This is a genomic window from Cupriavidus sp. SK-3 (assembly GCF_000611145.1).
Taxonomy (GTDB): domain Bacteria; phylum Pseudomonadota; class Gammaproteobacteria; order Burkholderiales; family Burkholderiaceae; genus Cupriavidus.
Genome location: NZ_JFJV02000007.1, coordinates 8,439 through 9,189, shown reverse-complemented (window position 1 = coordinate 9,189; position 751 = coordinate 8,439). Strand labels below are relative to the sequence as shown.

Below are 751 nucleotides of genomic sequence, written 5' to 3'. Positions count from 1 at the left end.
GCTCGCGGCGCGAGCCCGCCAGGGCCGGCAGGCAGACGCCGCATTGCAGCGCGCGGGCCTGGCCAGCGCCACCGATGCCTTCCTGGTGTGCGATGCCGGTGGCCAGGTCCAGATCGCCAGTGCCGCTGCCACGACATTGTTCGGCAAAGCGGCGGACCAGTTCGCCGGTACGCCCATTGCCACCTTGCTCCCCGACGCCGCCATGCTGCCCGCGCTCGCGCCGGACGGGAGGCGCGAGACCCGCGCCCGCAAGGCCGATGGCACGGTCTTTCCCGTGCGCGTAGCCGTGACGCCAGTGCCCGCCGCCGGTCCCGGCCGCGTGATGTGGGTGGTGACCGACTTGAGCGCCATCCGCCGCGCCGAACTGGCTGCCGCCGAGCAGGCCGAGCGCAGCGCCCGCGTGCTTGACCACACGGCGCTTAGCGTCATTACCTTCGACCGCGATGGCCTGGTGACGGGCATCAACCGCGCCGCCCAGCGCATGCTGTGGTACCAGGCCGGCGAGGTGGCCGGACACATGCGCTTTCTCGATCTCCTCGACCCCCGGGAGGTCGCGGTGCGCGCCGCCGCGCTGACGCACGAGCTGGGCGAGCCGGTCGCCGCAGGCTTGCCTGCCGTGGTCGGCAAGGCGCGCCTCGGGCTGGCCGATGAACAAGAGTGGACCTATGTCCGCAAGGGCGGCTCGCGCTTGCCGGTGCAGCTGACGCTGACCGCGCTGCCCGAGGCGCGCGCCCCCGGCGCCTCGGACGAA

At 73.4% G+C, this 751-nt stretch carries 1 protein-coding gene; it reads left to right on the top strand.

What is annotated here, in order from left to right; translation table 11 throughout:
* The coding region (locus CF70_RS00560; protein ID WP_200876671.1) for a PAS domain-containing protein at positions 1–751 on the top strand (751 nt) is incomplete at both ends.